This is a genomic window from Bacteroides sp. AR20 (assembly GCF_964250605.1).
Taxonomy (GTDB): domain Bacteria; phylum Bacteroidota; class Bacteroidia; order Bacteroidales; family Bacteroidaceae; genus Bacteroides; species Bacteroides uniformis.
The window spans coordinates 27,446-53,689 of record NZ_CAXUGK010000005.1; the positions used below are offsets into that span (position 1 = coordinate 27,446).

Below are 26,244 nucleotides of genomic sequence, written 5' to 3' on the forward strand. Positions count from 1 at the left end.
ACACAGATTGCTATAGAATTTCTGATAATCAAGAACTTTTATCTGTGTTAATCTGCGGTGATTGTGTATTTTGATACCTCTCCATTATTCCTTTGGCTTTGAATACTGGTTCTGCTTTTTGTATTTCCGATTCGAAGCCGAACCAATAACCATTTTGGGTATTGTCGTCAATGGGTAGAAAACATAAGCGGAGGCTTTCTTTGTAGTTTCCATAGATGACTTCCCAATATTCCGGTGGCATCTGGCGCTTGGTCTTGACTTTCTCTGCTGGTTTTTTCTTTAATGACATGCCTGCCTCTATCCAGGCAATGGTGACCATGATTTTATAGGCCGGATAATGCATACTGCAGAATTCATAGAGTACGAGGCCTCGCTTTTCCAGGCTCATGGGCTGGTCTATAAGATTTTTATCGATTAAAAATTCCAGAAAGCGACGTAGGAAGTCGTTGTCATCCAGAATCAGCTTGCGGGTGATGGCTTGCCAAGCAGTTGTGTTATAGAATCCATCCAGAAGACGTGACAGTTGCCGGGCTGTTTGAAGCTCGTTGACACTGATTTCATTTGTTTGAAGCACTTCATAAGGGGGGAGAGGAGAATATCGGATGCCTAGTTCTTCCGCTCTTCTTCTCATTTCTGTGCCGGGAAGTAACTTCAGGGATTCAAGCTGTATCTCGCCGGCATTGTATCCGGCAAGTGTACGCACATCTTCAAATATTTCGGATAGGCGGTATAGAGGCAAGCCGGCAATGAGGTCGGCGTGTGTTTCCATATTGGGTAGGGAACATAGGAAACGAAGACCTTGCAGTGAGTCCTCCAGGCTTCCCATCCGACGGCTTTTCTGGAGGACCGGTTCGCGCAGGCTTTGAATACCGGCCTCGAGATGGAGCAATCCTTTAGGTAGCTTTTTCAATTCATTTTTCAGCTCTTCGGATAATAGTGCAGGGTGTATTTCTAAGTGAAAGCATATGTCCGGGTTGAATTCCAGGAAAAGTTGCAGTAATTCTTTAGCACGGCGCGGATTATAATTAAAGGTCCGGTCGAGGACGCGTACGTTTTTTATTCCATGACTGTGGATAATTTGAAGGCGTTCACGGATACTTTCAATGGACAGTGTGCGCACCGGTTTTTCTTCACCGCTGACGCAGAATGCGCATGTGTTGAAACAGCCTCGGGTAGTCTCCAGTTGTACGAATGGTTTGCTCCAGTTGAAAAAACAGCTGTTTTCCGGTGGTACGAGCCGTGAAAAGTTAAGTACACGGGCTATGCCGTTGTCTATATATTGCTTTTGAGGATTCATATAGCAGAGTCCCGGAATACTGTTCCATTTTTCCGGCTGGTTCCAGCAAGACAGCCATTGGGGGAATGCTTCTTCTCCCTCTCCCCTGAATACACAGTCGATGAAAGGGTTTTTATGCAGAAAGTCTTCATTGTTTCCTAAGAATTCAGGTCCACCCAAGATGAAGCAGCTATTGGGAAGCAATGCTTTTAATCTCGCTGTGACGTGCAACAGTTGTTCGTGGTTGAACAACCATGTCGTTGCGGCAATGATGTCGGGTTGGTGCCGGTATATTTCGTCGACAATCATTCCTACGTTTTCATTGATGGTGGCAGATACGATTTCCCATTTTACGGAATTGTTCTTTGCTATTTGTGCGTGCAGTGCAGGGAGTGCCAACGAAGAGTGTGCATACGAGCTATTGAGGTCTATCCAGAGAATTTTCATATTTGATTGAATTTCATCTTTGCAAAGATAACTGATTTTGCTTTTCGTATAAACAAAAAGGGTTATATTTGCATGTCGGAAATCGAAAATAGTAGAGTTATTGGTATAGAATGTTTTTTGAAAGATGAAATATTCTTTTTGTATTCTTATTTCTATAAGGTGATAACGGGTTGTCTTATCACTGGCTTGATAAAGTAAGGAAGGAAGTACTATTAAGTGTGATTGATACAGAATGCAAAATATCGGAATAAGTTTCCAGCTATTTTGAACATTTTGAGAAAGTAAACTCTTTTGTACAAGGACTGGTTTAGGTAATTGATTCCTTCCTATGATGTAGGGATACTCTGTGAGGAGTATCCCTACAATTTTTTACATTGATTCCACGTTGCCTCCCTTTGGGGGATTGTTTGGACAATAACAAAAAAAGAGGAATATTCTTTCGAATTTCCTCTTCTTTGCGGGTGGCAGATGGGACTCGAACCCACGACATTCAGAACCACAATCTGACGCTCTAACCAACTGAACTACAGCCACCATGTTAGTGCATTTCTTAAATGCGGTGCAAAGATAGGGATAATCTTTAATATTGCAAAGAATGAGACGAAAATTTTTGAGATTTCTGCATTATTTTTTCTTCTCGTAGATACCTATATTGTGCTGCTGGAGCAGCTTTCGAGAGCTTTTGACAAAGATTTCCAGGTGTTTACGAGCTTCCGGCGTTAAATGTTCTGTAGGAAAACTGGCAGGATAAAGAATGTAATTTTTTTCTTTAGTAAGTTCCGGCCGGCCGGTCCAGACCAGATTATATCCACAATAGGAAACACGACAGTATGGAAAAGGCAGAGGATTGGAGTCTGGCAGGGGCGTCTGACTCTGACCGGTGTAAGAGGGACGGGTGGGTTGGGGGAGAGGATGTTTCTCCAACTGCAAAGTGAAGATAAGGCCGCCGTCAGTGTTGGCCTTGCTCATATTGGAAATGAAGTTTCCCAAGGAGTAGACTATGATGTGCTGTTCGGTACCGTTGGTACGTAGTTCCATCGGTTGAATGACGTGAGGGTGTGAACCGATAATATGTGTTACGCCTTGTTGGAGCAACCAGTTGGCCAGTTCGCGTTGCTCACGGTTGGGAAGGGACTGATATTCCTCTCCCCAATGCATGCAGGCAATAATGGCATCCGGTTGGCGTGCCTTGGCACTTTGGATATCTTGCAGGATGGTATTCTTATCAATATAGTTTACGATATTGGGAGAGGTAGCCTTGATACCATTGGTGCCGTAAGTATAGTTGAGTAGGGCAATGCGAAAGCCGTTTCTGTTGATGAACAGGGGATAGCGTTGCCTGCGCTCCGACAGATTCTTGTAGGTGCCTGCGTAACGAATACCGGAGGAGTCAAGCAATTGTATGGTACGCTCCATTCCCTTTTTTCCACGGTCCAGACAGTGGTTGTTGGCTGTCAGTAAAATATCGAATCCGGCGTCCTTTATGGCCTGAAGATATTCATCGGGGGCGCTGAACATAGGATAGCCCCGATAGGGCCTGCCCCCCAATGTGACTTCCAGATTTCCTATGGCGAGGTCTGCCTGGGATATTTGCTCTTTTATGAGGGAGAAGCAGGAGGAGTAGTCATATTTTCCTTCAGATACATGTGCAGCGTCTATTTGTGCCTGGTGCTGCATCAGGTCGCCGACAAATAATAGCGTAATCCTTTCCTGCGAGGAAAGGGTTACGCTATACAGTAGGACAACAATGAAGACGGCGAGCGTTTTCATCGCCTTGTTATTGGTAGATTGCTTTCTTGCCGGCGAGCAATGTATTCTTCATAAGGGAAACGATGGTCATGGGACCTACGCCTCCCGGTACGGGGGTAATGAATGAACATTTGGGAGCTACTTCGTCGAATTTCACATCACCGGTCAACTTGAATCCGGATTTCTTGGAGGTATCGGGCACACGGGTAGTACCTACATCAATAACGACAGCGCCTTCCTTGACCATTTCCGCCTTAACAAAGTTCGGTTGTCCCAACGCAGCAATGATGATGTCCGCTTCCTGGCATTCCTTTACCAGGTCTTTGCTGCGGCTGTGGCATACGGTCACTGTGGCATCGCCGGGATAAGCCTTCTGCATCATCAGGGCAGCCATGGGTTTGCCGACAATGTTACTGCGTCCCAATACCACGCATTTCTTGCCTGAAGTCTCTATCTGATAGCGCTTCAGCAGTTCGAGGATACCGTTGGGAGTAGCGGATACATAGCAGGGAAGGCCAATGGACATCCGTCCCACGTTGATGGGATGAAAGCCGTCCACATCCTTGCGGTAGTCGATGGTTTCAATCACTTTCTGCTCGGAGATATGCTTGGGCAAGGGAAGCTGTACGATGAAACCGTCCACATCCGCATCTTCGTTCAATTCGCGTACCTTGGTGAGCAGTTCCTTTTCGGTAACGTCTGCCTCGTAACGGATAAGTGAGGACTTGAATCCGCAAACTTCGCATGCTTTTACTTTGGCGGCAACGTAGGTTTCGCTACCTCCATCGTGTCCTACAAGAATGGCGGCCAGATGCGGGCGTTTACCCCCACGAGCCACTATCTCGGCTACTTCTGCTGCAATCTCTTGCTTTACTTGCTCTGAAATTGCTTTTCCATCAATCAGTGTCATAGGCTGTTATCTTATCTTTTAAGTTTCGGCATCATCTTACCCATCTTGCTGCCAGTGACCATCTTCATCATCTTGCGGGTCTGGTCAAACTGTTTCAGCAGGCGGTTTACTTCCTGAATATTCGTACCGCTACCTTTGGCAATGCGCTGGCGGCGTGAACCGTTCAGAATGGCCGGATTGCTGCGTTCTTCCGGAGTCATGGAGTAGATGATGGCTTCAATGCTCTTGAAGGCATTGTCGTCAATGTCTATATCCTTGATGGCTTTGCCTACGCCCGGTATCATGGAGGCAAGTTCCTTCAAGTTACCCATTTTCTTGATTTGTGCAATCTGGCTCAGGAAGTCGTTGAAGTCGAACTGGTTCTTGGCAATCTTCTTTTGCAGGCGTTTGGCTTCTTCCTCGTCATATTGTTCCTGCGCACGTTCCACCAAAGATACGATGTCACCCATACCGAGAATACGGTCGGCCATACGTGAGGGATGGAACTGGTCGATGGCATCCAGCTTTTCACCGGTACCTACAAACTTGATGGGCTTGTTTACCACCGAACGGATAGAAAGGGCGGCACCACCGCGGGTATCACCATCCAGTTTGGTCAATACTACACCATTGAAGTCGAGCCGTTCGTTGAATTCCTTAGCGGTATTCACTGCATCCTGACCGGTCATTGAATCCACTACGAACAGAATCTCGTCCGGATTGATGGCCTTCTTGATGGCGGCAATCTCGTTCATCATCTCCTCATCCACTGCCAGACGACCGGCTGTATCGACAATTACAAGGTCGTAACCTTTGGCTTTGGCTTCTTGGATGGCATTTTGGGCAATGGCTACCGGATTTTTGCTGTCCGGTTCCGAGTACATCGGTACGTCAATCTGTTCAGCCAGTACACGCAACTGCTCGATAGCGGCAGGACGGTACACGTCACAAGCCACCAATAACGGCTTTTTGTTCTTCTTGCTCTTCAGCATGCGGGCCAGCTTTCCGGAGAAAGTTGTTTTACCGGAGCCTTGCAAACCGGACATTAGGATAATGGCAGGCTTGGAGTCGAGGTTTATTTCAGAAGTCTCGCCGCCCATGAGCTGGGTCAGTTCATCGTGTACGATTTTTACCATCAGCTGGCTGGGCTTAACGGCTGTCAGCACGTTTTGTCCCAAGGCTTTTTCCTTAACGGTATCGGTGAAGTTTTTGGCTACCTTATAGTTCACGTCGGCATCCAAAAGTGCCTTACGTACGTCTTTCAGGGTTTCCGCAACATTGATTTCGGTGATTTTGCCCTCACCTTTCAAAATTTTAAACGACCTTTCAAGTCTCTCGCTTAAATTATCGAACATAGTATCTAATTACAATTACTAAATTACAAATTACTCTTATTGAGGCGCAAAAGTACAAAAAATCCCTTTAACTGCCTTCTTTTGAAGCAGAATATTATTGAAGACTTGCAGCGGGATGGGCGAAAAGAATGGAAGTGCCGGTCAAGGCACTGATAATCATCTATATTATTCTGTTTTTTTTAGTTCTTTTTGCTTACTTTCTATTGATAATGTCTCTGGCGCAGGGTCCTTCGTGGTTGGGATATCCCGGTGCGTGGCTGCGCCATCTCTTGTCGGCTTCAACTTTCAGGCTTCGGTAGTCGTCCTGTGTGCGGCGGATGTAGTCGTCCAGCAGTGCCCGGTGCTCGGCCAGAATCTTTGAGTATTTGGGGTCATGGGCAAGGTTTCGTCTTTCTCCTTTATCCTTCAGCATATCATACAGTTCTTCCCCGTTGCCTTCCAGATAGTGTGTGTATTTGTATCTGGGACTGCGTATCATCCGTCCCGGGCTGACGGTCACTTCGTATTCACTGTGCCATTCGGAGGCTGCATAGGGGTGCTGTCTCTTTTGCTTCTCGCCTTTCAGGAAAGGGGCAAGGCTGATGCCGGGCTTGGAGGAAGGCACCGGAATGCCTGCCAGTTCACAGAGAGTGGGCAGCAGGTCGATAGTGGGTTGGGTCAGTAAATCTTCCACCGGTTTTTGACGGGGATGAATACCGGGACCGGCTATGATGAAGGGCACATTTGTCATTTCTTCGTAAAAGCTGACCTGCTTGGTTACCATGCGGTGTGACCCCATTCCGTCTCCGTGGTCTGCCAGTACAATGACAATTGTATTTTTGCCGGCGGGAGTGGAGTAGAGGGCTTCCAGTACACTCTCTATCTGTCTGGCCACTATCCGCGTGTAATGCTGGAAGGCGGCGACGTAGTGCCGGTAATTGTCCTCGTTCCAGTGGGCGGCTTGCATCATCCTCCGGTGGCTGCAGCAGATGTACTGAATGGGCAACGGAAGTTTTTCCCAGTCTTCCACTTCAAAGTTTTCGGGTAGTAGCGGGAGTGGGGTACTGATGGGGCTATCTATGTGCTCCCCTTTATTTTCGCCTACATATCCGCAGATATTGTGCGGGTTTTGGAAATCGGCTATGCAGATGAAAGGTTCTTGCGGCGGATTGCTGAGATAGGCCACGGCATCCTCGCAGGTTCCTACATCCAGAAAGCTGTCATTGTTGACGGGAAATTCGGGGTCGGTGAAGGGCTTGGCAACCGGTTCCTTGTGGCGGAATCCCCTTAGGGAACCCATGTCATGGGTTTTGCCAAAGTGGACGGCCTCATAACCGTTGGCGGTGAAGAGGCTTCCCAGGGTCGGAATGCTGTCGGGCAGCGGAGGATTGATGTGTTCGGCCGAGTTGGAACGTACATTGGTTTGATGCGGCATCAGTCCGCTCCATAAGGCAGCGCGTGACGGTTGGCTGAGGGGGCATCCCACGTATGCGTTGGCAAATGTTACACCTTGGGAGGCAATTCGGTCTATAGGTGGAGTGCAGCTGGGGTCGGCACCGTATGCGCCTACTACCCGCTGGGTCAGATGGTCGCATTGGATAATAAGAAAATTGGGCGATTGCTGTGCCATTACCGGAAAGCTGCACAATGCCATTCCCATAAAAGAGTGAATCGTTTTCATCAGATTTGGATTTTATTTGTTCAAGGTTATTGTATGGTGGCAAATGTATGAAAAAACGGATATAAAAAAAGCTTCCACCTACGTTTATGAACGTAAATGGAAGCTTTTGTACAATATCTGTATGCAGTTGCTGTTAACTGTTCATGCTCATCAGGAATTCGTCGTTGTCTTTGGTCTTCTCCAGACGGTCTTTTACGAAGTCCATGGCTTCTATCGGATTCATGTCGGCAAGGTACTTGCGGAGAATCCACATGCGGTCCAGTGTCTGCTTGTCTTGCAGCAGGTCGTCGCGGCGGGTGCTGGAGGCAACGATGTTGACAGCCGGGAAGATACGCTTGTTGGACAAGTTGCGGTCGAGCTGCAACTCCATATTACCCGTACCCTTGAATTCTTCGAAGATAACCTCGTCCATCTTTGAGCCAGTGTCAATCAAGGCAGTGGCAAGGATGGTCAGTGAACCGCCGCCCTCGATGTTACGTGCTGCACCGAAGAAGCGTTTGGGCTTATGCAATGCGTTGGCATCCACACCACCGGAAAGCACTTTGCCGGAAGCCGGGGATACGGTGTTGTAGGCACGTGCCAGGCGGGTGATGGAGTCGAGGAAGATGACAACATCGTGTCCGCATTCCACCATGCGTTTTGCTTTTTCAAGGACGATGCCGGCAATCTTCACGTGGCGTTCTGCCGGTTCGTCGAAGGTAGAGGCGATTACTTCCGCATTGACGGTACGCGCCATGTCGGTAACTTCCTCCGGGCGTTCGTCGATGAGCAGCATAATCATGTAGACTTCCGGATGATTGGCGGCAATGGCGTTGGCTATGTCTTTCATCAAGATGGTCTTACCGGTTTTGGGCTGTGCCACAATCAAGGCACGCTGACCTTTGCCGATGGGGGCAAACAAGTCTACGACACGGGCCGACATAGAGTCGGAGTATCCGCCTTTGCAAAGCTTGAACTTCTCGTCCGGGAAGAGGGGGGTGAGGTGCTCGAACGGTACGCGGTCGCGTACGAAAGCCGGGTCACGTCCGTTTATTTTGGATACTTTTACCAGCGGGAAGTACTTTTCGCCTTCTTTCGGGGGACGGATTACGCCTTCTACCACATCACCGGTTTTCAGGCCGAACAATTTGATTTGTGATTGTGATACGTAAATATCGTCCGGTGAGGACAAATAGTTGTAATCGGAGGAACGGAGGAAGCCGTAGCCATCCTGCATGATTTCCAGTACACCGGTTCCGGTGAGGATGTCATCGAATTCGTACGTCTTCTCGCGTTCTATTACGGGTTTGCGTTCCGGAGCGGCGGGATAGTTCTCTCCGTTGTTATACGGTTGTGCAGGGCGCTGCTGCACGGGGCGCTGTTGGTTATAGCCACCGTTGCGGTTGTTATTGTTGTTGTTATTGTATGGGTTGTTGTTGTCGCGGGCGCGGAGGCGCGGGCGTTGTGGCTGTTGCGGTTCGGCTGGGGCAGCGGCAGGAGTGGGAGTGGGAGTGGCGGGAGTTTCTGCTTTGGTCGCTTCGAATTTGCCGATGAGTTCGGATGGCAATTCTATTTTTTCCGTAGGGAGGTCTTCAATGGGGATGAAGTCATCTGCCGCTTCGGCCAGGATAGGGCTTTCGTCCGGTACGATATTCTTTTCTGCTTTGGCTTCTGCCTGAGGTTCTGTTTTCGGAGCTTTAGCCTCGAAATTCAATTCCGGTTCGGCAACCTTCGGGGTTTCCGTTGCTTGGGGTGCGGCAGTCTCTTCCTTTACCTTGCGGGGGCGTCCCGGTTTGCGTTTGGGTACGGCGGCTTCTTTGGCTGGCGCCGGCGTTGCAGCTTCTATGGTCGGTTCTTGGGGTGCTTCCACAGTTTTGGGTTGTTCTTTCGCAGCCGGTGCTTCCTCTGTTTTGGCTTTGGTGAGGTCTCCGTTTTTATTGGCTGAGAACACTTTGTCGGCACCTTCCTTTTTTACGGTCTTTACAGTGACGCGCGAGCGTTTTTGCTTTTCCCCTTTACGCTCTTCCTTCAGCTTGTCGGCGGCAACTTTCTTGGTAGCGCCTGCGATAGCTTGTTCGTCAAGTATCTTGTAAACAAGTTCTTCTTTTTTGAGTGAGTCTGTTTTTTTTATACCCAGTTCTTGGGCAATAGTTTGTAGTTCCGACAAATTTTTGTCGTTCAGTTGAATGATGTTATACATACAGTATATATGTGAATGGTTTAAAATTTACTTTTATTGAAAGGCATAAGTGCACAGTTGCAGTTGTTGTAGGAAGCAACTTGGGCAAGTTTACCTTGTGATATATGATTTATATGGGATATTTATTATTGAACCGGAAATCTGATAAACAATTCTTGCCACAGCAAGAAGTCGCAGAATGTTTCAACGGTGCAAAGGTAATAAATATTTTTGGTTTCATAAACAAATCATCTTTTTTTTAAATTTAAAACTTTATCTTTGCTGTATTAACAACAACATGAAGGATTGGTTTATGAATATAGATGAAGTACAGTTGATAACTTTTTCACCTACTTGTACCTCTAAACAAGTGGGAGAGGCAATTGTTCACGGAACGGGAATTTCGTCTGTCTCCAAAGTGGACCTCACCTTGGAGGCGGCGGGTAAAAGGGAGGTGCCTTCCCATGCTTTGGCGGTCATCACGGTGCCCGTATATGGCGGTCATGTGGCTCCTTTGGCATTGGAGCGGATGAAGGAGCTTCATGCTGACGGTGCACCTGCCGTGGTTGTGGTGGTGTACGGCAACCGGGCCTATGAGAAGGCTTTGGTGGAATTGGATGCTTTTGTCACGAGGTTGGGCTTCAAGGTAATTGCAGGTGCTACGTTTGTAGGAGAGCACTCTTATAGCAGTGAGAAATATCCGGTGGCAGCCGGACGTCCGGATGCGGACGACTTGGAGTATGCAAAGCTTTTTGGTGAAAAGATACGTGCTAAAATTGCGGCGGCCGAAGATATGGAGAAACTGTATGGGGTGGATGTGACCCGTATCCAGCGTCCGCGCCAGCCTTTCTTCCCGTTGCTCCGCTTTTTGCGCAGAGTCGTCAAGTTGCGTAAGAGTGGGGTGCCTATGCCCCGTACTCCGCAAGTGGATGCGGAACGTTGTACGCATTGCGGATATTGCGTGAAGCATTGTCCTGCAGGAGCCATTATAAAAGGAGACGAGTGCAATACGGTTGCAGAGAAATGCATCAAATGTTGTGCTTGTGTGAAAGGCTGTCCGCAGAAGGCGCGTACGTATGACACGCCGTTTGCCGTATTGCTTTCCGATTGCTTCAAGAAACAGAAGGAGGACAGAATCATTCTGTGATGGCTACTGGTCGATGGTTGATACGACCAACACTTTCCGGGTTTTTTCGTCTATTCTGAAACGGTTGTCCACCCGTTCTCCCACCAGCCAGATGATGTCATCTCCGCAGCAAAGCACCCATTGCCGTTCTTTGCGCAGAAGGGAGAACTTGCGGTCGGTCAGGTAGTCGCTTACCTTCTTCCGGCCTTTCATGCCGAAGGGCACGAAGCTGTCTCCCTGCCTGCAAAGGCGCAGTGATAGGGGATGCTGGAGTTTGTCGGCATCAAAGCAGGCGGTAGCTTTGTCGCGTGGAATCATGAAATCCGGTGCATAGGGATGCTCTTTCATTTCCAATAACGGCTTTACGGCTTCCTGTACGGGTTCTATCAACAACGAGCCGCGGTCTTTGATGACACGCCAGCCGGGGGTGGCAAAGACTTTGCCGGGCTGTCCGTCCAATGTCCGGCAGATGTCCCTTACTTGTGCGGCGTTGAATCCAAGCGGATGCAGAATTTCAAATAAGACCGTTTCCGGTGCCGCTTCTTGCCTCAGGGCGCCGATACTTATGCCTTCCGGTGTCTTGACTCGCAGTTTGGCTTCTTCTATACCTATATTATATATAGAGGCGGCATCGTCCAGATGCTCTGCCGTTTTGAGGATGCTTTCCTTGACGGAGGGGTTTATCTCCTGCATCATGGGAAGCAGGTTCAAGCGTATTTTGTTGCGGGTATATTCGTCCTGCAGATTGGTGCTGTCCGTCACGTAGGCTTGCCCGATACTTTCCAGATAACCGACGATTTCCTTTCTGTCCAGGCAGAGCAAGGGGCGGACTATATGTCCGTTTCGGGGGCGTATACCCCGCAATCCGTTGATGCCGGTACCGCGAATCAGATTGAGCAGCAATGTCTCTACACTGTCATCTTGATGGTGGGCGACGGCAATGACAGCTGCACTGCATGCTTCCCTTGTTTTTTCGAACCACGCGTAGCGCAATTCCCTTGCAGCCATTTCGATGGAGATATGCCGTTCCTTTGCTTCCTGCTCCGTGTTGAAGTGGACGGTGTGCAGCGTCACCCGGTGCTCCAGGCAGAGTTGGCGTACAAAGTGCTCGTCGCGGTCGGATTCCGCTCCGCGCAGATGGAAGTTGCAATGGGCGGCTTCGCATGTGTATCCCAGGCTGAGGAGCAGGCGCAGCAACGCCACGGAGTCCGCCCCGCCGCTCAGTGCCACAAGTATCTTGTCGTCCAGCGAGAAGAGCTTGTGGCGCTCGATGTATTGTACTACCTTCTGCATATTCAACTATAGAGTGGTGCAAAGATAGTGCAAACGATTTTTATTGCCATATCTGCAAGTATCTATTTTCAGAATCTCTATCGGCTAAGGTCGTATTTGCTAAAAGCTAATCTTACCACAGCTGTGTTTTATGCATACCACACCTTTGTTCTTTTCTTACCACAGCTGTGGTAAGAAAAGAACAAAGGTGTGGTGAAGTTACGATTTAGTATCTCTGGAAGTAGTGTTCTGCCTTCTGGGCATTATTGTTTAGTGTCTCTTATTTAAAAACATTCTAAATTATTTGTGCCTTGCGGACATAAGTATTATCTTTGCCCCCAAAATAGAAAAGAAAGGCAGAAAGACTATGCGTTTGTCCGAATTGAATACCGGTGAAAAAGGTGTAATCGTAAAAGTGCTGGGACACGGTGGTTTCCGCAAACGGATTGTGGAAATGGGATTTATTAAAGGTAAAACAGTGGAGGTCTTGCTGAATGCCCCACTACGCGACCCTATCAAATACAAAGTAATGGGATATGAGATTTCTCTTCGTCGGCAGGAGGCTGAGATGATAGAGATTATCAGTGAGCAGGAAGCTAAGGAGCAGGCTGTGCAGCCCGATTACCACGAGGGGTTGGGCGAAAACATGCATCTGGGCGAAGATGAGCTGAAGCAACTGGCCCTCGGCAAACGCCGCACCATAAATGTGGCTTTGGTGGGAAATCCCAACTGTGGTAAAACTTCTCTTTTCAACATCGCTTCCGGTTCGCACGAGCATGTGGGCAATTACAGTGGCGTTACGGTAGATGCCAAGGAGGGGTATTTTGATTTCCAAGGTTACCACTTCCGTATTGTCGACCTTCCCGGAACCTATTCCCTCTCGGCCTACTCCCCTGAAGAAATCTATGTCCGCCGGCACATTATCAATGAAACGCCGGATATCATTATCAATGTTGTGGACTCTTCCAACCTGGAACGCAATCTCTATCTCACCACCCAGCTGATTGACATGAACGTGCGCATGGTGATTGCACTGAACATGTACGATGAGCTGGAAGCCAGTGGAAACACGCTGGACTATGTAAAGCTCAGCCAGTTGTTCGGAGTTCCGATGTTGCCTACGGTCAGCCGTAGCGGAAAAGGCATTGAACAGCTGTTCCATGTGATTATCAATATTTACGAAGGCGGCGACTTCCTCGACCATAAGGGCAGGATGCGCAGCGAGATATTGAGTGACCTTCGCAGCTGGCATCAGGAGTATGTTCCCGACCATGACTTCGGCAGCCATAAAGAAGAGATAGAACAGCCGCGTGGCTTCTACCGTCATATCCATATCAATCACGGTCCCGAGCTGGAACGTAGCATTGAGGAGGTGAAGCGCGTCATCAGCGTCAATGAGAACATCCGCCACAAATATTCCACGCGTTTCCTTGCCATCAAGTTGCTGGAGAACGACGAAGACTTGAAAAAGATTGTGGAGGAGTTGCCCAATGGAAAGGAGATTCTTGCTGTCCGCGACCGGGAAGAGGCACGGATTGCCGAGGTGGTGAACGAGGAGAGCGAGCAGGCCATCACCGATGCCAAGTATGGTTTTATAGCCGGTGCCCTGCGCGAGACCTATGTGGACAATCATCAGGATACGTCGCGCACTACTCAAATCATAGACTCAATCGTTACTCACCGTGTATGGGGTTATCCCATTTTCTTCCTTTTCCTTTATCTGATGTTCGAAGGCACCTTTGTGCTGGGCGACTATCCTATGCAGGGGATTGAATGGCTGGTAGGCGAATTGGGCGACCTGATATGCAACAACATGTCCGAAGGACCGCTGAAGGACCTTCTGGTGGATGGTATTATCGGAGGTGTGGGCGGTGTCATTGTTTTCCTGCCGAATATTCTGTTGCTCTATTTCTTTATTTCCTTGATGGAAGACTCGGGCTATATGGCACGTGCCGCTTTCATTATGGATAAGATTATGCATAAAATGGGGCTGCATGGAAAGTCTTTCATTCCGCTGATTATGGGCTTTGGGTGTAATGTGCCCGCCATTATGGCTTCGCGTACCATCGAGAACCGCAAGAGCCGTCTGGTGACGATGCTCATCAATCCGCTGATGTCGTGCAGCGCTCGTCTACCCATCTATTTATTGCTGGTAGGCGCCTTCTTCCCGAACAATGCGAGCTTTGTGCTGTTAGTAATCTATGCCATCGGCATTCTGTTGGCAGTGGTCATGGCACGTCTTTTCTGCCGCTTTCTGGTGAAAGGAGACGATACGCCGTTTGTCATGGAGCTGCCGCCTTATCGTATGCCGACGTCCAAGGCCATCTTCCGCCATACGTGGGAGAAGGGGGCGCAGTATCTCCGCAAGATGGGAGGCATCATTATGGTGGCATCCATCGTTATCTGGGCATTGGGATATTATCCCAACCACGATGAATATGAAAGTGTGACGGAACAGCAGGAGAATTCCTACATCGGCCGGATTGGTAAAGCCATGGAACCGGTCATCGAACCGTTGGGATTCGACTGGAAACTGGGCATCGGCATCCTTTCCGGCGTGGGCGCCAAGGAGCTGGTGGTAAGCACGCTCGGAGTGCTTTATGCCGACGATGCCGAGGCAGATGCCGTAAGCTTGGGTGAACGCATTCCGATAACGCCCCTGGTGGCTTTCGGTTACATGGTGTTTGTGCTGATTTATTTTCCGTGCATCGCCACGTTGGCAGCCATTAAAGGGGAGTCGGGCAGTTGGAAGTGGGCCGTGTTTGCGGGGCTTTATACTACTGCGCTGGCCTGGCTGATGTCTTTCGCAATTTATCAGATAGGAGGTCTGTTTTTATGATGAATAGTTGGCAGGAGTGGGTAGTAGCCTTATTGTTGTTGCTCTGCGCTGTGCGGATTGGCATGAGTATTTATTCTTTTTCTCATCGGGTCAAAGAAAATGGTAATCCGTGTGATAGTTGTGCAAGTGGCTGTGAACTAAAGAATTTGTATGATAAGAAGCGTGCGGAGTGCAGTGGAGTGACGAAAAAAAAGAAGAAAAGTTGTTGCGGATAGTTGGTAGTTTCAAAAAAAGTGCTACCTTTGCATCCGCAAACGAGAAATAAAGAGTTCTTGTAAGAACCGGTACCTTGGATGAGTGGCTTAGTCAGCGGTCTGCAAAACCGTGTACGGCAGTTCGAATCTGCCAGGTACCTCGAAGAATAAAACTCCGAAACTGCTTTTTAAAAGTGTTTCGGAGTTTTTTGTTATAGGGAATTGTTTGCCCATTCTATAAAATATCATTCGCTGAATAGTTACAGCTTACTTATTAAAGATTGAATAAAATGAAAAAAGTTGGATTTCTGATTTTCTGTCTGTTTGCTATGTGCAGCATGGCAGGCAAGGCGCAGGATGTAGTGGCGGACAGTACCGGCTACATCGTTAAGGTAGGGGAGATGGCTCCAGATTTTACAGTGAAGCTGACGGATGGGAAAAGCATTACCCTTTCGGGACTTCGTGGGAAGGTGGTCATGTTGCAGTTTACCGCGAGCTGGTGTGGGGTATGCCGTAAGGAGATGCCTTTCATTGAGAAGGATATATGGCTGAAGCATAAGTCGAATCCGGATTTTATGCTGATTGGCATCGACCGTGACGAGCCGTTGGAGAAAGTGATTGCTTTTGGTAAGTCAACCGGAGTGACCTATCCTTTGGGGCTGGACCCGGGAGCGGATATATTTGCGAAGTATGCGCTCCGCAAGGCAGGCATCACACGCAATGTCCTAATTGATAAGGAAGGGCGTATTGTGAAGCTGACACGTTTGTATAACCCTGAAGAATTTGCTTCTCTGGTGAAGGAGATTGACGGGATGCTTTCTGAATAGCAGGCATAGGCAAGATATAAAAAAAAGAAGTGCCCCCTAAAAGTTTTTGTCTAACTTTTAGGGGGCACTTCACTTTTATGCTTGTCGGGATAGTTTGGCAAGATAGTCATAATGTGTACCCTCTTTCACCAGCTCTGCTTTGAAGCCGTTTTCGGCAGCATAGATGCTCAGGGTCTGAAAGTCGATATAGAGCCAGTCAAAGGAGTCGCCTTTGACATTCTTGTATTGCATCTGGAAGTCTACCTCTCCGTAGTAATCACCGGCAAGGTTGATAACAATACTGCCATCTTCCTCTTCGAACAGATAGCTCAGGTTGCTGGAATCCATTAAAACACAGCCTCCAGGCCGGAGCAGTAGCTTCATCTTCCGGAAAAAATCAGGCAGATTCTCCAACTTTCCGATAATGCCGGAACCGTTCATCAGCATCAGGATAGTGTCGTATTCATCGGCAAACTGTTCATTGAACAGATTGGTTTGTGACACGCTACGCACACCTCGCTGCTTCATCACCTCCACGGAAAGCGGGGAAATGTCGATGGCATGGACCTCTTTTCCGGCTTCTTGCAGGGCAAGGCTATGGCAACCGCTACCGGCACCCACATCCAGAATCTTTCCGGTCGCCATTTGCAGAGCAGTACGCTCCAGCAAGGGCATTTGCTTTTCTGTGCGGAATAGCTCTTCGACGGGAATTTCGTCCTCATCGAATTGTGAAGAGAACACGCGTAGGCGGTCGGCTTTATGCCGTTTAAAGTAATCGGCTATGGCTGCGCCCATCGGGTCCTTGTCGGCAGGCAATAAGGCTGTATTTATCATTTCTTATGTCTGTTAGCGCGTTTGCGGCGGATTTCTGCTTTCATTTTGGCTGAGGCGGAACCGTGTTGCCCGGTAATGTAGGTTTTCTTCTTGGCTTTGGTCTTTATCTTGTTTTCTTCTTTAGGTTTGTCCTTTTTGCCTTTGAAGACAATACCACCCATCATCGCTTCTTCTATACTCATATATTTCGTTGTTTTAGTGATGTAAAATATCATTTCTCCGGCAGTACCTCAATCCAATAGTCATCCGGGTCATTGATAAAGTACAGTCCCATTGCTGTGTTTTCGAAACATACCCATCCGTTTTCCTTATGGTATTGGCGTATGGCGTCGTAATTGCCGGATACGCGGAAGCAGAGGTGACTCTCGTTCTCTCCTAATTCGTAGGCTTGTGGGTGCTCCTTCAAGCAGGTCAGTTCCAGCAGAAAGCCGGTACTGCCGTCGGTCAGATAGACCAAAGTGAAAGAGCCGTCGGACGACTCTTTCCTATGATGTTCTTTCAGCCCCAGTGCCTTTTCGTAGAATGCGATGCTACGTTCCAGGTTGGTGACATTGATATTAAAATGGTCGAATTTACTTTTTATTTCCATTTGTTTATTCCTGATTTGATTATTTACAATTTGCAGTCTGCGTGTGCGGTCATTTGACCATTGCTTTCAGAATTTCGCCTACATACGTGCGTGGCATACCTTCCATCGTTGCCGGTGAAGGCAGCTTCTTACATTCCAGAATGACCGTAGGCTCTGTCTGTCCCGTAGGATAGAAACGGATGGTATAGCTTTCTGCTTTTTCCATTTGTTCATACGGCTGGTCGGGCGACAGTATGCTGAATACAACTGGTTTGCCGTTGACTTTGCCCAAAGAACCTCCGGAGTTTGCTGTCATCATGGTCATGTTGAAAGGCTCTTGGCCGATGACGATAACCAATTTGCCTGCTCCGGTCTGGATGGCATCGGCTGACAATTGCTCGGGGGCTATGGTTTTGTATTCTTGCTGCTGGCTCTTTTGGGCAGGAACCAGTGCGGCAGGTTTCTTGACTTGGGGCACTTCGATGACTTGGGCATCTTTCACGATGCCTTCGGATGCCTTTTCAGCAGCCTGGGCAGGTTCCACGGTAACTTGTTTCTTCGGGGTGATTACCGTCGGACCGGAATTGACGACAGCCTTCACCTCTTTCTTTTCTTCCTTCTTTTCTTCTACCGGAGCTTTGGCAGTGGTGGCGCTCAATGCTTCTGCTGCTCCCAGGCAAAGGTCATCAACGAAGTCTACGGTTTTTCTGCGCCACTTGGCAAGTCCGCGTACCAGTTTGGTCTTCGCCTTGTTCAAGGCATACTTGTCTACAATCCACTCCTCGGCGGTATATTTTTCTTTTCCTTCGCGGTAGTTAAACCGTATCTTTTCTACTTCGAGCACGCTCTTTTCGGGTTGGCAGGTCACAGTCAGCTGGTAAAGGATTTTGGTACGGTCTAATGACAGAGCCGTAGAACTGAATACAATCCATTCATCCCCGATACCTACAATTTGTCCTTTCTCTTTGTCTGAGAATACTACACGGCTGGTATTTTCATTCTCTTTCAGACGGGCATCCATCCAGCCGAGCAGACGTTCGTAGATTTCATCCTGAGACATGCCGGGGATGCTGAACTCTTTGGTGAATACCACTTTGCCGTCCACCTCGGGAACAGCACCGGCCAGATATTTACTGTCGTCCTTATCCTGCGCCTGCAGCATGGCCGGCAGACAAAGGCAAAACAGTGTAAAAAGAAGTTGTGTCAAATTTTTCATAATAGTATGTGTTTTAATTATTAATTTACGAATTATGGGCTACAAGTTGGGGAGTTCGAAACTTTCACCACGGTGTGCAATGCTCAGAAAGCGGCATCCCTTGCTCTCGGCAAACTGCCGGAAGGCGTTGCCTCCCTGATAATCTTCGCTGAAGTGCATCGGTACAAATATAGTGATTTTTATTCGTTCCACGAATTGTTCTGCTCCACGCATATAATCTTTTCCGATACGGCTGTCCACCGGAAACATGACTACATCTACGGCAGGTGCAGTTTGCTGCAGCTCTCTCACTTCGGCCAGAAAGTCACCTTCGGCCTTGCGTATTTCCTGCGGAGTAGATTCCTCGCTCCAGTGCCAGTTGTTTAGGTCACCGGCATGGAACAGTCGCCTGCCCTGCAGGTCTATCAGGAAGGAGATACCCACATCGGTAGAACCGAAGGCCTGGATACGGATATGTTCGTCTTCGTAGGTGTCGCCCTTATTGATGTAGGTGGCATCTTCCGCTGAGGCGCGGCGGTGCTTCAGGATGTCTTTGGAGAATATGTAGCGGATGTCGGGCCGCAGTTTTTTCCATGAAAGAACTTCGCGATTGAAGTGGTCGGGATGGAAATGCGAGCATAGTACGTAGAGTACGCCCGGCTTTTCCAAGAGATAGTCGTGCACGATACCTTTATTGAAAACCTCTTCCGAGGAATCTTTATAGTAATCGATAATGACCGTCACTCCGTCCGCTTCAATCGCGAAGCCGCTATGGTAGATGTAATCAAGTTTCATTTACGGATTGAATTATAGCGCAATATTACAAAAAACGCTACACAAACTTCCGGTTTAAGCTGTTATTTTATGCAAAAGCACGCTACATCGGTACTTCTATGAAGAGAATGTGAGAGTCTTTCAATGTTTCCAGCTCAAAACTGCCGGTTTCGTATACTCCCATTCCGTCACGGCGTGAGAGTATTGTGCCGTCCACTTTGACTTCACCCTCCATTACGAAGATGTAGACACCGGAATGCGATTGGTGCATGTGGTAGTCAATCTTCTTTCTGGCTTCTATTTCACCGATAGAGAACCAGGTCTGTTGTAGCAATCTGGCAGGAGCATCGCCGTCAGGGGATACTATTAGTGCCATTTCATTTTTGCGCAGAAGTGGACGTACGTCGAAGTCCTGGTATGCGGGTGGTGTGTTCAGCTTTTCGGGCATCACCCAGATTTGCAGGAATTCTACCGCTTCAGTGTCACTGCCGTTCATTTCGCTGTGGTAGATGCCGGTGCCGGCACTCATGGTTTGTATATCTCCCGGAGTGATGACGCGGCTGTTCTGATGACTGTCCCCATGTTTCAGTTTCCCTTTCAGGGGAATGGAGATGATTTCCATATTTTTATGAGGATGTGTGCCGAAGCCCTTTCCCGGAGCCACACGGTCGTCGTTCAGTACACGCAAGGCGCCGAAATTCATCCGGCGGGGATTGTAATACTCGTCGAAACTGAAGGTGTGGTGGCTGTCAAGCCAATCATATAGGGAATGACCTCTGCTGTCTGATTTGTCTATAACTTTTTTCATAATTTATTCCTTTTCTTAAAATGGTTTATGTACTAGTAACGCTTTGGAAAGCTATAAAGTTTAAAAACCGATGTCTAAGAATTTATAAATGAGTGGGGACTATGCCTTGACCTCGTTCTCCAGTGGCTTATGGTTCATAAAATCTTTGATGTTCTGCAAGGTTGTCGAAGCAATGTTTGCCAGTGCCTCGCGTGTGAAAAAGGCCTGGTGCGAAGTGACGATGACATTATTGAAGGACAGTAGCCGCGCCAGGGTATCGTCATCAATGATTTTGTCCGATTGGTCTTCATAGAAGTATTCGCTTTCCTCTTCGTACACATCCAGGCCGGCAGAGCCGATTTTCTTGTTTTTTAGTCCTTCAATCAGGGCGTTGGTATGGATGAGTTGTCCACGTCCGGTATTGATAATCATTACTCCGTCCTTCATTTTACTGATGGAATAGTCGTTGATGAGATATTTGGTCTGTTCAGTCAGCGGGCAGTGCAGGGAGATGATATCCGAATTGTGATATAGCTCATCCAGGCTGGTATATACCACTTGATGTTCACGGGCGAAATTATAGTCGGGATAGAGGTCGTAGGCAAGAATATTCATGCCGAATCCACGCAGGATACATATCAGTTTCTTGGCTATTTTTCCCGTGCCGATGATGCCTGCAGTTTTTCCGTACATGTCGAAGCCCAGAAGTCCGTGCAGCGAGAAGTTTCCGTCTCGTGTCCGCCAGGTGGCACGTGGAATTTTACGGTTGAGGGATAACATCAGGGCAACGGTATATTCTGCTACGGCATAAGGGGAGTAAGCAGGGACACGCACTACGGTAATGCCACAGTCGGCAGCTGCCTTTAAATCTACATTGTTGTAGCCGGCGCAGCGCAACGCCAATAATTTCACGCCGTTGTCTGCCATCAGACGGATAACTTCGGTATCGGCCGTGTCGTTCACGAAAATACAGACTGCATCTACTCCTTGGGTTAAAATAACGTTGTGCTTGTTAAGATGCCCTTTATAGTAGCGGAGCTCAAAACCATATTCCTTGTTTTTTTCGTTGAAAGACGCTTCATCATAAGGTTTGCTGCCAAAAAATGCGATAGTGTATGCCATGGGATTTGTTGTTTTTTAAAATGTTACATAATTATAGGGAGATAACAAGTGGAAAGTTGATATGGTTCAGTGGCCGGAAGGATTCATAAAATGATAATTATTTCTATTTGTTTCATCAGAAACTATTTGGTATTTCAATTAAAGTTCTATATTAGGATAACTTTATGCACAAAATTCTTTTTCATGTGCAATATTATTGTACCTTTGCGCCCGAAAACAATTAAAAAAGATTTAGATGAGAAAATTTTCGTTGATTGGCATTGCGATGTTAATCGTTTCAATTCCAACTTTTGCGGGTGGTATCCTAACAAATACAAATCAGCATGTATCTTTTCTTAGAATGTTAGCGCGTGGTGCTTCCATTGATATTGACGGTGTCTATTCTAATCCGGCCGGTTTGGCCTTTCTGCCGGAAGATGGTCTCTATTTGTCTTTGAATGGACAAAGTGCTTATCAGACCCGTAACATAAAAGCGACATTTCCCTTGTTTATTGAAGATGGGAATACACGTTATTATAAAGGAAAAGCTTCTGCTCCTTTCATTCCTAGTTTTCAAGGTGCATATAAAAAAGGAGACTGGACTATTTCCGGTAGCTTTGCTGTTGTAGGTGGTGGCGGTAAGGCATCGTTTGATGATGGTTTGGGTATGTTCGATTCAATGGTGATGGGACAAGTCCATACTATTTCGGGTGGTCAAATCACTCCCAATATGTATTCTATCAATAGTGCAATGGATGGAAGCCAGTTTATTTATGGTGTGCAATTGGGGTTGTCGTATCAAGTTAATGATTGGTTAGGTGTGTTTGCCGGTGGACGTATGAATTATTTTACCGGTGGGTATGAAGGATTTCTGACTGCAACAGCACACAGTAATATTCCTACTTATGGTGGCATGGAATTGGTTGGTATCGATTTAGACTGCGACCAGACCGGCTGGGGATTGACCCCTATCTTGGGAGCTGATGTGAAGTTGGGCAAATGGAATATTGGGTTGAAGTACGAGTTTATGACAAGTCTTAATCTCGAAAATAAAACCAAAAAAGCTGAAGTGCGTGCAATGGGAACTGCTATGGGAGATGAAGGGAATCCTTTGGCTGACTATAAGGATGGTGTGAATACTCCGAGTGATATCCCTGCATTATTGACTGCAGCTGTTGGTTATGAATTCCTTCCTACGCTTCGTGCAACGCTGGAATATCACCATTTTTTTGATAAAGCGGCAGGGATGGCCAATGATAAGCAGAAAGCGTTGAAGCATGGCACACATGAAATTTTGATTGGTGCAGAATGGGATATAGCTAAACAGCTGACCATCAGTGGTGGTTATCAGCGTACAGATTATGGCTTGGCTGATGATTTTCAGAGTGATATAAGTTTTTCATGTGACTCTTATTCACTGGGGTTTGGTGCTGCCATCAAAATGACAAAGCATTTGACTATGAATATAGCCTATTTTTGGACAAACTATGATGATTATACAAAGAAGATAAGTGAAACCACCAAGAATGTTTATAGCCGTACTAATAAAGTGTTTGGTCTTGGTGTTGACTATAAGTTCTGATTTCACAATCCTACCTTTATATATTAAGAAGCCGTCTCAAATATCGATTTGAGGCGGCTTCTTTCTTATTTTATATTGGATTAGAAAGAATACTGTACAAGCAGGTTCATACGGTTGGCATGGTTGGTGGAATTGTCGAAGTTGGTGCGCCAGCCACGCAGATATTCAGCGCCTACCTGCATGTTCGGGGTTACGTTCCAGAATACGTTGGCTACGAAATACTGTCCGTAGCGGTAGGTACTTGGCAGGTCGTTGGGATAACCGTCTTCAGAGTAAAGGCGGGACATGCTGTAAGTGCTTGAAAGGAATACCTTTGGAGAAATGTTATATTGTAGACCTGCATACCAGCCCAGCATGGGCAATGCCTGCATTTTGCCTTCCTTTTCGGGATTGGGGACAATATCGACGTTCAGATTACTGATGTCATTCAGGTATTGCCCGATACCTTTACCATAGTTGATTTGTCCGAATGCCTGCCATTTTTTACCGAGGTTAAAGGTCGTTGAGGCTTGTACACCGTATCCGGTGACGCTGGAAGCCTTGTCCCTTTCCGTGCTGGTATATGTCATGCTGCGGATGATACCTCCTACACGCAGATGACTGCTGCTGTTCCAACTGTATTGTGCCGAAGCTGTGAAGTCCGGCATGCGTTGCTGGGCAATTTCGAATTGGCTGCTTGTTGTGCCGTCAACGGCAGGCGCCTCGATGGAAGCTTGGAAACGAAAGTCTTTCAGCCCTTTATAAGTATATGACAATTGTGTAGCGCGGTAGAACGTGGCACCGTTGGGCCCCTGGAAGTCAATGGTGGAGGGGAGGGCGCCTAAGTCCATGAAACCGCCGTAAGTATATCCCACCGTTATATTTCGGAATGACATATAAGCATTCCGTAGCTGGAATGTTTTGTCTCCTCCTCGGAAATTTCCGGCTGTATAGACTGTGAAGTCACCCAATAGCCGGGTGTGTCCGACTAATTTCAGAAAGATAGTGGCCGTACTGGCATCCATTTGAAATTGATTTTTGATTTTACTACTGCTTGGAATGTTGGCAGGAACAAAGTCAATATCATCCACAATACCTCCAAAATCATACTCGCCGGTGGCACGGACATACCCTCCGATACCCAGGGCGAATTTGCCTTGTTTGTCCATCAATAGGAAGCGGGGAGCTTTCGGGTCATGGATGTAAGGCAATTGCGACTCATTCATGATGCGGATAATCTCGTCGCCCGCTTTGTCGATAGTAACTATGACAATGCCGTTGGGGGCTTCGTCATCGATGATCTCTTTTTTTTGTGCATGGATAGTGGACAAGGGAAGTCCGGCTACGCACAACAGAAACATTGCTTTTAAGATTGTTTTCATTTAAGTTAGGTTTTGATGAATGTGCTTTCAACAACTTAAATGAAAAAAGGTTTTGTAGTCTTGGAGGAGGAAAGGAGGTTATTCCGTCAGTATTCTTGCCTTGAATGAAGATCGTATGCAAAATTACCCTTACCCTAATTTCCGGAATAACCTCCTGAGAATGTGTGTTAAGTTACTTATTTTTTCATGACGGCATTCCACAGCGCTTTGCGTAGAGTTCCCATGGTGTCATCGCCTTCATAATCCCAGAACATCATGCCTTTCATGCCATTTTTTAATATCCATTCACCTTTTGCGGCAATACTGCGGGGATTGTCGTAACCACAGTAGAAACTGCCGTTTTTGGTGACATAGGGGACATTGCCTTCTGTATCCCAATTTTCGATGACATAGCCGTCATCCTTACTCAGGTTGAGAATATCCCGATAATTGATGCTGCCGCCGGCATTGAAATCGGCTCTTCCGTAGAACGGAATTCCCAACACTAATTTGTCGGCAGATACCCCTGCATTCAGGTATTCGTCTACGGAACGCTGGCAGTCCCAGTAATTACTTGGCTTGTTCAATGCTGATTGATGCTGGGGGGCATCAACCAGATCATAGGCCATGATATTGACGAAATCTACATACGGGTCTACGGCCTTTACATCAATATATTTATAGCCTTCGCCTTGGGGACGCTTGTCCATGCAATAACCTGCATAGGTCAATAGGGTGGACTGCCCCAACGCTGCACGCAGGTCTTTCATCAATAGGGTGAAGTTTTCCACATCTACCAACTCGTCATAGGCATTGCTGCCGAAGGTCATACCGGGAAATTCCCAGTCAATGTCAATACCGTCTATGCCCTCACTCGAAACAAAGGCTTTGCAGTCTTGTGCGAATTGCTTGCGCATTTCCGGACTCTTCGCCAGGGCGGAGAAACCTCCGTCCTGGGAATTGTCAGTATTGGAAACGCTATTGGTAAAAGAGAGTAATATCTTCACATATGGATACTGGCTCTTTATTTTCTTTACCTTATCAAAACGGGATTTATCACCTTGCAGGCCAAACTTTTCATAAATTCCGTTTTTAACATATAATTCTGCAAAAGCGTAGTTTATGTGGGTCAGGTATTTGGCATCGGGTATGGATGTGCCATAATAAGTGACGTAGCCCAATGCAACCCGGCCTGCAACCTGCTCGGCCATTTCGGTCTCGTTGTCTTCATTTCCCGGAGCTGGCAGTCCGGGCATGTAGTCGTCATTGTGACATGCGGCTACTAGAAAGACAGTAGCTATTATAAATAGCAGTTTCCTTTTCATAGAGAGTGCATATTATTCAGAATCGGTTTCTGCTTCAGTCTTGAAATAAGCATACCAGCCGCTGTCGTCCCAATCCACACCACCGCTATACTTGCCGGGATGATAGATTGTGATATAGTTCTCATCCAGTGTCAGCAGCCAGAATTTGTTGCTGCCTACGCTTTGTCCGTTGTCGTCATAATTTCCTCCGATGGTGGGGATACTTGTTATCAGTTCACCCAGTACTCCGTCTTCCGGTTTTTCGTGTGTGAAGGAGAAAGTACCTTCTGCCTTCAGGTTTCCGCTGGCATCATAGGTTTTCATCTTGTTTCCGTCGAATTCGAATACCATGGACTGGTCTCCCGCTTCGGCGGCAGTGACATTGGCCCACCAGGCAAAATTTGATTCGGGAGTATAGCCTGCACTGGTATATTTCCAGCCTCCATGAGCCCCCATATTGCAGACGGAACCCCAGCTGACTTCACGGAATTTCCAGGTCTTCTTGGCAGATTTGTCACTCTTGTCGGTTGCACCGGTGAAGTAAGTGGACCAATCGTCGAATACATTGGTCACAGTCACTACAACCGGCTCTGTCTTGATAATCTGATTGGCGGAAATGCCCATATAGTAGATGGAATAGTCCGCATTGGACTCCATGATGACCGTAGCGTTGTCCGTGACCAGAGTCTTACTTTGTTTACTTCCTTCGCCCCCCCATTCTATGTGCCATGAACCGCCAATGTCCGGGCGGGAGTTTTTCAGGGCGATATACTGGTCGCCTTCCACTACTCCGTCTTGGTTGGGGAAGGGTTGGGTAATGGATATGGCGGCTTGTAATGCCTCCTTGGTTATGGGTGTACCGGCATCAGTCACATATTTGTCTCGCAAGTCTTCGTCTTCGATAGGATCGCATGCAGTAACGATGAAGGCTGAAGCAAGCATTGCTATCAATATTTTTGTTACTTTCATATTGTCTTTATTTATAGGT

The 26,244-nt window shown here is 47.4% G+C and carries 22 protein-coding genes and 2 tRNA genes; 6 read left to right on the forward strand and 18 right to left on the reverse strand.

Annotation, left to right across the window (positions count from 1 at the left end):
- Window positions 1-28: 28 nt before the first annotated feature.
- The 7 genes from ACESTD_RS04405 to rho all read right to left on the reverse strand — a co-directional run bounded on the left by ACESTD_RS04405 (window position 29) and on the right by rho (window position 9,555).
- On the reverse strand, window positions 29-1,723 hold the full coding sequence (locus tag ACESTD_RS04405; protein WP_022402006.1) for a B12-binding domain-containing radical SAM protein: 1,695 nt from the start codon (window positions 1,721-1,723) through the stop codon (window positions 29-31).
- Between the two features lie 460 nt (window positions 1,724-2,183).
- A tRNA-His gene (locus ACESTD_RS04410) sits at window positions 2,184-2,257 on the reverse strand.
- A 90-nt stretch (window positions 2,258-2,347) separates the two neighbouring features.
- Window positions 2,348-3,493 carry a CapA family protein gene (locus ACESTD_RS04415; RefSeq protein ID WP_022402007.1) on the reverse strand — a complete coding sequence of 382 codons (1,146 nt, stop codon included), beginning with the start codon at window positions 3,491-3,493 and terminating at the stop codon, window positions 2,348-2,350.
- Window positions 3,494-3,500: 7 nt separating this feature from the next.
- Window positions 3,501-4,382: a bifunctional methylenetetrahydrofolate dehydrogenase/methenyltetrahydrofolate cyclohydrolase FolD gene (gene folD, locus ACESTD_RS04420; RefSeq protein ID WP_151853206.1), complete on the reverse strand. Its 882-nt coding sequence runs from the start codon at window positions 4,380-4,382 to the stop codon at window positions 3,501-3,503.
- An 11-nt stretch (window positions 4,383-4,393) separates the two neighbouring features.
- The gene (gene ffh, locus ACESTD_RS04425) at window positions 4,394-5,716 is read right to left on the reverse strand and encodes a signal recognition particle protein (RefSeq protein WP_005831559.1); all 1,323 of its coding nucleotides are present in this window, start codon (window positions 5,714-5,716) and stop codon (window positions 4,394-4,396) included.
- 193 nt (window positions 5,717-5,909) lie between these two features.
- Entirely contained in the window at window positions 5,910-7,376 is a 1,467-nt protein-coding gene (locus ACESTD_RS04430) for a sulfatase (protein WP_005831557.1), read from the reverse strand.
- 133 nt (window positions 7,377-7,509) lie between these two features.
- Complete coding sequence (gene rho, locus ACESTD_RS04435) at window positions 7,510-9,555, reverse strand: transcription termination factor Rho (protein ID WP_016274278.1); 2,046 nt, start codon at window positions 9,553-9,555, stop codon at window positions 7,510-7,512.
- A 292-nt stretch (window positions 9,556-9,847) separates the two neighbouring features.
- Here rho and ACESTD_RS04440 point away from each other — a divergent pair, with 292 nt between their 5' ends.
- Entirely contained in the window at window positions 9,848-10,681 is an 834-nt protein-coding gene (locus ACESTD_RS04440) for a 4Fe-4S binding protein (RefSeq protein ID WP_034526131.1), read from the forward strand.
- 3 nt (window positions 10,682-10,684) lie between these two features.
- Here the strand turns inward: ACESTD_RS04440 and tilS are convergent, their stop codons facing one another.
- Entirely contained in the window at window positions 10,685-11,953 is a 1,269-nt protein-coding gene (gene tilS, locus ACESTD_RS04445) for a tRNA lysidine(34) synthetase TilS (protein ID WP_005832470.1), read from the reverse strand.
- Window positions 11,954-12,299: 346 nt separating this feature from the next.
- Here tilS and feoB point away from each other — a divergent pair, with 346 nt between their 5' ends.
- The 4 genes from feoB to ACESTD_RS04465 all read left to right on the forward strand — a co-directional run bounded on the left by feoB (window position 12,300) and on the right by ACESTD_RS04465 (window position 15,792).
- On the forward strand, window positions 12,300-14,771 hold the full coding sequence (feoB, locus tag ACESTD_RS04450; RefSeq protein ID WP_008664930.1) for a ferrous iron transport protein B: 2,472 nt from the start codon (window positions 12,300-12,302) through the stop codon (window positions 14,769-14,771).
- Window positions 14,771-14,986 (forward strand): hypothetical protein, encoded by a 216-nt coding sequence (locus ACESTD_RS04455; protein WP_369739527.1) that lies wholly within the window; start codon window positions 14,771-14,773, stop codon window positions 14,984-14,986. The genes feoB and ACESTD_RS04455 overlap by 1 nt, the downstream gene beginning before the upstream one ends.
- A gap of 68 nt (window positions 14,987-15,054) precedes the next feature.
- Window positions 15,055-15,126: transfer RNA gene (locus ACESTD_RS04460), tRNA-Cys, on the forward strand.
- A gap of 129 nt (window positions 15,127-15,255) precedes the next feature.
- The gene (locus tag ACESTD_RS04465; protein WP_005831535.1) at window positions 15,256-15,792 is read left to right on the forward strand and encodes a TlpA disulfide reductase family protein; all 537 of its coding nucleotides are present in this window, start codon (window positions 15,256-15,258) and stop codon (window positions 15,790-15,792) included.
- Window positions 15,793-15,867: 75 nt separating this feature from the next.
- Here the strand turns inward: ACESTD_RS04465 and ACESTD_RS04470 are convergent, their stop codons facing one another.
- The 7 genes from ACESTD_RS04470 to ACESTD_RS04500 form a co-directional block, all read right to left on the reverse strand.
- Entirely contained in the window at window positions 15,868-16,605 is a 738-nt protein-coding gene (locus tag ACESTD_RS04470; RefSeq protein WP_117749864.1) for a bifunctional 2-polyprenyl-6-hydroxyphenol methylase/3-demethylubiquinol 3-O-methyltransferase UbiG, read from the reverse strand.
- A complete protein-coding gene (locus tag ACESTD_RS04475; protein WP_008664928.1) occupies window positions 16,602-16,787 on the reverse strand; it encodes a hypothetical protein in 186 nt (61 codons plus the stop codon). Before ACESTD_RS04475 ends, ACESTD_RS04470 begins: the two co-directional genes overlap by 4 nt.
- Window positions 16,788-16,816: 29 nt before the next feature.
- Window positions 16,817-17,194, reverse strand: coding sequence for a VOC family protein (locus ACESTD_RS04480; protein WP_005832456.1), 378 nt, complete (start codon window positions 17,192-17,194; stop codon window positions 16,817-16,819).
- 49 nt (window positions 17,195-17,243) lie between these two features.
- Window positions 17,244-18,389 carry a DUF4468 domain-containing protein gene (locus ACESTD_RS04485; RefSeq protein ID WP_044468423.1) on the reverse strand — a complete coding sequence of 382 codons (1,146 nt, stop codon included), beginning with the start codon at window positions 18,387-18,389 and terminating at the stop codon, window positions 17,244-17,246.
- 39 nt (window positions 18,390-18,428) lie between these two features.
- Window positions 18,429-19,163: an MBL fold metallo-hydrolase gene (locus tag ACESTD_RS04490; protein WP_057097809.1), complete on the reverse strand. Its 735-nt coding sequence runs from the start codon at window positions 19,161-19,163 to the stop codon at window positions 18,429-18,431.
- Window positions 19,164-19,245: 82 nt separating this feature from the next.
- Entirely contained in the window at window positions 19,246-19,950 is a 705-nt protein-coding gene (locus tag ACESTD_RS04495) for a pirin family protein (protein ID WP_057097810.1), read from the reverse strand.
- Window positions 19,951-20,049: 99 nt separating this feature from the next.
- Window positions 20,050-21,051, reverse strand: a complete 1,002-nt coding sequence (locus ACESTD_RS04500; RefSeq protein WP_005832453.1) for a 2-hydroxyacid dehydrogenase — start codon at window positions 21,049-21,051, stop codon at window positions 20,050-20,052.
- A 235-nt stretch (window positions 21,052-21,286) separates the two neighbouring features.
- Here ACESTD_RS04500 and ACESTD_RS04505 point away from each other — a divergent pair, with 235 nt between their 5' ends.
- Window positions 21,287-22,612 (forward strand): OmpP1/FadL family transporter, encoded by a 1,326-nt coding sequence (locus ACESTD_RS04505; protein WP_005831520.1) that lies wholly within the window; start codon window positions 21,287-21,289, stop codon window positions 22,610-22,612.
- 80 nt (window positions 22,613-22,692) lie between these two features.
- On the opposite strand, the gene ACESTD_RS04510 is transcribed toward ACESTD_RS04505, so the two are convergent.
- From ACESTD_RS04510 to ACESTD_RS04520, 3 genes are all read right to left on the reverse strand, one after another.
- Window positions 22,693-23,973 (reverse strand): hypothetical protein, encoded by a 1,281-nt coding sequence (locus ACESTD_RS04510; RefSeq protein ID WP_034522666.1) that lies wholly within the window; start codon window positions 23,971-23,973, stop codon window positions 22,693-22,695.
- 176 nt (window positions 23,974-24,149) lie between these two features.
- Complete coding sequence (locus ACESTD_RS04515) at window positions 24,150-25,277, reverse strand: glycosyl hydrolase family 18 protein (protein WP_151853248.1); 1,128 nt, start codon at window positions 25,275-25,277, stop codon at window positions 24,150-24,152.
- A 12-nt stretch (window positions 25,278-25,289) separates the two neighbouring features.
- On the reverse strand, window positions 25,290-26,225 hold the full coding sequence (locus ACESTD_RS04520) for a hypothetical protein (protein ID WP_057282059.1): 936 nt from the start codon (window positions 26,223-26,225) through the stop codon (window positions 25,290-25,292).
- Between the last annotated feature and the right edge of the window lie 19 nt (window positions 26,226-26,244).